Below are 4,137 nucleotides of genomic sequence, written 5' to 3'. Positions count from 1 at the left end.
CAGAGCAGGTGAAAGAAATGTTGAAACATACATTCTTAGGTTATGAAGTTGTAGAGCGTATCGATGTGACCACACAGCAGCCAGAGCGCGTCAGAACGCTCAGGAGGACATCAAAACTTGATACGGGGGAAATGCATGTCTTTATGCAAAAAGTGGAATGTTGGGCGATTGGCATACGTTGTTTTGTGACGATACCGGAAAGTTCGGAGTATATGAAATTAAAACAGGCATAGGAAAATTAAATGGCACTAAAAAGGGATAAATACGATGCCGTGTTCTCTGAATTAGTTCGCGAAAGAACGAACTGGATATGTGATTATTGCGGACGACATTTTCAGCATGAACGCGCTAAGCTGCACTGCTCACACTTCAAATCAAGACGACATAAAGCCACCCGTTATCACCCCTTAAATAGTTTTTCGCACTGTCAAGGCTGTCATCGTAAATTAGGCGAAGACCCTTACGAGTTTACCGCGCATGCAGAAATTACCTACGGTGAGATGACCATTGCCAAAATAGCGATGCTAGCAAATACCCCTGTAAGGCTCAAGGTGGGTGAAATGGATGAAATCTACCGTCAAATGAAAAGTGAGCTAAAAAGAATGAAAACGATGCGACTTAAAGGTTTTTTAGGGCGCATTGAGTTTTTCTTGCCGGATTGGTATCAGGCCGGCATTACCTTTCGAATGGGCGAAGAAAAAGCCCACACACTTTAAAACACCATTACTATTCAACGCAGGGCATTGATACCATGCCTCAATTCATATTTTTGCCGGAGGGGAGATGAGTAGGCACGTAAAAGATTTACTGGAAGCATGGGGAAACTGGAGCATGAGCCGCATTGGAACCGAGTACAAAGGTATGTCTACCATTGCTCCTATTAAATTCGATGATGACAGACCTTGGCTAAGTGATGAGGAAGGCGAAATAGTTGATAAGGCCGTAGCAGGATTAAAGAAATATGACATCGATGGATATAACATTATTTGCTTACATTATCAGCATCATATTTCATGCCGAATGATAGCTAAAAACTGGAAGAAAAGACCTGATTATATCACGGCTTACATGGGTAGGGCTGAATCCTACATAGCGGGCACAGTTCACACACTCCTTAAAGCAACAAATTGACAACACCGTATAGACTATCGTATGCTGACCGCACTAGAATTCACAAGCGGTCATCCGCACCCGATAGCCCTGCGGCTTTTTTATGCCTATAAAACGGCGTAAGCACATCCGAAGGCCGGGTGGAGAGGCGTAATAAAACACCCGAAAGGGGAATATGCCCGGAGCGTCTTGTGAAGCTCTAGTTGACGCCCGGCTACCAGCTACTGACTGGCAGACGTAACTAAAATTCGCAAGGAGTTTAATCATGGCTACTATAGCTATTAAATCTGTTGAATTTAAATTTGAAGATCAAGACATTCGTACAATCATCAGCAATGGTGAACCGTGGTTTATCGCAGAAGATATTTGCAATGTTCTTCAATTAAGTAATCCCTCTATGTCATTGAAATCATTAGATGAAGATGAACGGTCTAAGTTTAACTTAGGGCGTCAAGGTGATGCTAATATCATCAACGAGTCTGGTCTTTACACTCTAGTATTACGGTGTCGTGATGCTGTTAAGCAGGGGACTTTACCTTGGCGATTTCGTAAATGGGTAACAAATGAAGTCCTTCCATCGATCCGCAAAACGGGTAAGTATGAGCACCCGCAATATTCTCCAGAAGCCAGAGAATTATTAACCGCAGATGACACCTCACATCTTTCTCGTTTAATTTGGACGATGGCCAACGGCTTCCGATTTGAGCGTTCATGGACACAAGGCATCTGGTATGCTTTACGTCATGCAACAGGCGTAGAGTCACCACAAAACTTTGAAGTTAACCAGATACCGATAATAGCAAAAGAATGCGAAAAGATTTATAACTTCACCAATGGCGTTAAAGAAGCGATCTATGAAGCGGAGAAACAGGCCGTAAGGCGAGTACTACGCAAACGTGAGGACGCAGAGAAGGTTTTAGCTGAGATGAAACAATTACTTAAAGAGAGTAATCAGGAGCATACCTTTGTTTTGACCGATACATTAGCACGCTGGCAACAAGCAGAGATACAGCAATTTTTACAGCGGCGTTAAATACTGATCAAATCCTCAGTAAAATACTTGACTGTCCGTACATCCGTACAGTATTATATGCTATAGTAGCGTAAAGCTATTGAGTTAGCGCTTAAACATATATTAGAACCTCGCTTTTTGCGGGGTTTTTTGTTGCTTCATTAACCAAATAATAATATCTTATCAACGCACTACTTTTTGTAAGCTCGTATGGTACATATAGGTAAATAAGGCAGTAGTGCATAGCCCCATGTGAAAGCGTGGGGTTTTACTTTTTATGCTATTTTGAAAACGGATTGATAGCCGTGATTATATGACTCAAAAGCATCTTTATGACGAAGAGCGCCAGCTTGACTATCTGAAATTTGAGTTAAAACTGAGTCGTCATAAGCTTTTTGCGCTCCAGTAAGCGCATGGTGACGACCTAATTCATAGGCGCATCCCGCACATTTGTGACGACTATTTTGACCTTGATTATTAGAAAGAGATGTAAATAAATGGTTGTAGCGATGAGGCTTTTGACAAATATTCTTATTCATTAAAATCAGTCCTGTATATAAACAGGGCTTTACACAGATCACCAAGTGAAATAAACTAAATGCGTGATCACATGTAAAACCTTGTCGTTTTATCTTCTGTCCCTGATAGTTGTCGCTATCAGGGATTCCTATATATAGTATTTAGTATTCAAAATATATACTATATGTCGTTATTATATTCTTGAGCAAAAAAAGATCAACGAAAAGATCGACTTACGAATTTTCACCCCTTGTTGATGGTGGGGCTTTTCGTTTTCGCCACCGCAAAACTGTCAGTTCAAATAGCTTAAACAAGTAAGGCGGCTGTCTTCCTGTTTAATTGTTAAACATGAGGTTAAAGTATGGACGAACGTATAGAAGTATTAGAAAGTAGAATAGCTGAATTGGAAAAACAGTTCACAGAGATGAATAAGGTGAACTGCTGTACTAAATCAGAACATGGTGTTAATGCTATTGTTCAAAACGTTTTAGATTTAACCCGAGTAAAAAAGGCTACATCCAATTTTAAAACAAATTGTAAAGTCAATTATCAACACAGTGTCGATGCGGGGATGTGTATTAAAGCTGATTTGCGTCAATCAGCTTAATATTTTTAACTACGTCTTTCATTATTGGTGAGTTAATCTCTGACAGCCCATCTAACACAACTTGTCTTTTCTCATAGTCAGTTGCAATTATCGCCAATAAAACTTGCTTAATAGCTACAAGCTCGTGTACAATGGGTTCTGGAATAGATTTATTCATGTTAAATTTAAATGGGTAAAATTTTTTCTCAATCATTTTTTCATTCTCTAGTTTATTAATTTAAGTATCAGCTAATTCATCAATTAGCTGTATCGCAATCTTAGCTTAATTTAATCAAATTAACATTTATTCAAAGCAATGGAACCCTCAATAGGAGGGCATATGCGTATGTCTGAAAAATACTCAACACCTACCGCCTACCTTTGGGGCATCATGACGACTGTTCTAGGTTTCTTTACCCTTGAGCAGTGGGTGGCAGTAATCGGTATTGTCTGCACGATAGGGACATTTTTAATCAACGTGTACTACCGCAAAAAGGAGTACAAACTTAAGGAGCGTCAATATGAAAATACCGAAAAAAATATTGATGGCAACAGGCGGTAGTGCATTGCTTTTAGCGTCAAGCATGATAACCCATTTCGAAGGGCTGAGACTTAAGCCCTATTTCGATGGTGGCGGTGTGCTTTCTGTTTGTTACGGTCACACAGGTAACGATATTCACCGTAACCGGACTTACACACAAGAAGATTGTGATAAGTGGCTTGATGACGATTTGAAGGTGGTTAAACGGTATGTTGACCCGCTGGTCAAGGTCAATATCAACACACTGACTCAAGCAGCGCTTTATTCATTTTCTTACAACGTGGGTGTGGGAAATTTTGCCAAATCGACATTACTCAAAAAGCTCAACGCTGATGACCGAAAAGGCGCTTGTGAAGAAATGAAACGCTG

At 40.2% G+C, this 4,137-nt stretch carries 8 protein-coding genes and 1 pseudogene; 7 read left to right on the top strand and 2 right to left on the bottom strand.

All coding sequences use genetic code 11. The features are described from left to right. The 4 genes and pseudogenes from H1X92_RS10525 to H1X92_RS10510 all read left to right on the top strand — a co-directional run. Positions 1-233, top strand: a pseudogene (locus H1X92_RS10525) (hypothetical protein); the annotation flags it as partial. Between the two features lie 9 nt (positions 234-242). After that, entirely contained in the window at positions 243-716 is a 474-nt protein-coding gene (locus tag H1X92_RS10520) for a hypothetical protein (protein ID WP_180560106.1), read from the top strand. Between the two features lie 67 nt (positions 717-783). Next, positions 784-1,131 carry an antiterminator Q family protein gene (locus H1X92_RS10515; protein WP_135677634.1) on the top strand — a complete coding sequence of 116 codons (348 nt, stop codon included), beginning with the start codon at positions 784-786 and terminating at the stop codon, positions 1,129-1,131. 244 nt (positions 1,132-1,375) lie between these two features. Then, positions 1,376-2,143, top strand: coding sequence for a BRO-N domain-containing protein (locus tag H1X92_RS10510; RefSeq protein ID WP_180560105.1), 768 nt, complete (start codon positions 1,376-1,378; stop codon positions 2,141-2,143). 254 nt (positions 2,144-2,397) lie between these two features. Here the strand turns inward: H1X92_RS10510 and H1X92_RS10505 are convergent, their stop codons facing one another. Next, entirely contained in the window at positions 2,398-2,661 is a 264-nt protein-coding gene (locus H1X92_RS10505; RefSeq protein WP_180560094.1) for a hypothetical protein, read from the bottom strand. Between the two features lie 341 nt (positions 2,662-3,002). On the opposite strand from H1X92_RS10505, the gene H1X92_RS10500 reads away from it, so the two are divergent. Further along, entirely contained in the window at positions 3,003-3,248 is a 246-nt protein-coding gene (locus H1X92_RS10500) for a hypothetical protein (RefSeq protein WP_180560104.1), read from the top strand. Here the strand turns inward: H1X92_RS10500 and H1X92_RS10495 are convergent. Further along, on the bottom strand, positions 3,220-3,441 hold the full coding sequence (locus H1X92_RS10495) for a hypothetical protein (RefSeq protein WP_180560103.1): 222 nt from the start codon (positions 3,439-3,441) through the stop codon (positions 3,220-3,222). The genes H1X92_RS10500 and H1X92_RS10495 overlap by 29 nt on opposite strands. 126 nt (positions 3,442-3,567) lie before the next feature. Between H1X92_RS10495 and H1X92_RS10490 the strand changes: the two genes are divergently transcribed. Beyond that, a complete protein-coding gene (locus tag H1X92_RS10490) occupies positions 3,568-3,789 on the top strand; it encodes a phage holin family protein (protein WP_180560102.1) in 222 nt (73 codons plus the stop codon). Further along, positions 3,749-4,137 (top strand): lysozyme (locus H1X92_RS10485; RefSeq protein WP_180560090.1); only part of this gene is annotated, 389 nt, incomplete at its 3' end. The genes H1X92_RS10490 and H1X92_RS10485, both read left to right, overlap by 41 nt.

The organism is Arsenophonus endosymbiont of Apis mellifera (genome assembly GCF_903968575.1).
Classification (GTDB): domain Bacteria; phylum Pseudomonadota; class Gammaproteobacteria; order Enterobacterales; family Enterobacteriaceae; genus Arsenophonus; species Arsenophonus apicola.
The sequence above is the reverse complement of the archived record's forward strand: the minus strand, read 5'-3'. Positions and strand labels throughout refer to the sequence as shown.

Coding starts and splice junctions, on each gene's coding strand:
- H1X92_RS10520 (WP_180560106.1), top strand. CDS start 243: ATGGCACTAAAAAGGGATAAATACGATGCCGTGTTCTCTGAATTAGTT.
- H1X92_RS10515 (WP_135677634.1), top strand. CDS start 784: ATGAGTAGGCACGTAAAAGATTTACTGGAAGCATGGGGAAACTGGAGC.
- H1X92_RS10510 (WP_180560105.1), top strand. CDS start 1,376: ATGGCTACTATAGCTATTAAATCTGTTGAATTTAAATTTGAAGATCAA.
- H1X92_RS10505 (WP_180560094.1), bottom strand. CDS start 2,661: ATGAATAAGAATATTTGTCAAAAGCCTCATCGCTACAACCATTTATTT.
- H1X92_RS10500 (WP_180560104.1), top strand. CDS start 3,003: ATGGACGAACGTATAGAAGTATTAGAAAGTAGAATAGCTGAATTGGAA.
- H1X92_RS10495 (WP_180560103.1), bottom strand. CDS start 3,441: ATGATTGAGAAAAAATTTTACCCATTTAAATTTAACATGAATAAATCT.
- H1X92_RS10490 (WP_180560102.1), top strand. CDS start 3,568: ATGCGTATGTCTGAAAAATACTCAACACCTACCGCCTACCTTTGGGGC.